The following is a 399-nucleotide window of genomic DNA, read 5'->3' as shown; positions in this document are numbered from 1 at the left end:
GCATGGGCGGCATGATGGACATCCCCAACGCCGTCTACGGCGCGTCCAAGGTCATGGCGCACTGGTACGGCCTGCGCCTGCACAAGGAGGAGGAGTGGCTCAGCACCTTGGTCATCCACCCGGGCTGGGTGCAGACCGAGATGGGCAACTTTGCTGCCGGGCTCCTGGGGGTGTCCGAGGCGCCCGTCACCGTCGACGACTCGGTAAATGGCATGTTTTCCATCCTCACGGACAAGGACTCCAAAGAAAAGTATGGCGGCAAGTTGGTTGTGTATGACAAGACTTTCCTTGATTGGTAGAGGGGTCTAGAATTATTTGCGGCCTGGGGTTCTGGGGATGCATATGTGCTTTTGCGTGGCCTGGAGTTCCAAGGGGCTTCGTGTTGGATTAGAGTTGAAG

The 399-nt window shown here is 57.9% G+C and carries 1 protein-coding gene; it reads left to right on the top strand.

Going from position 1 to position 399, the window contains the following annotated elements; genetic code table 11:
- Positions 1-299 (top strand): Rossmann-fold NAD(P)-binding domain-containing protein (locus E2R65_RS19685; RefSeq protein WP_204986340.1); only part of this gene is annotated, 299 nt, incomplete at its 5' end.
- Positions 300-399: the final 100 nt, after the last annotated feature.

The organism is Mucilaginibacter phyllosphaerae (genome assembly GCF_004378255.1).
In the GTDB taxonomy this organism is placed as follows: Bacteria; Bacteroidota; Bacteroidia; order Sphingobacteriales; family Sphingobacteriaceae; genus Mucilaginibacter; species Mucilaginibacter phyllosphaerae.
The sequence above is the reverse complement of the archived record's forward strand: the minus strand, read 5'-3'. Positions and strand labels throughout refer to the sequence as shown.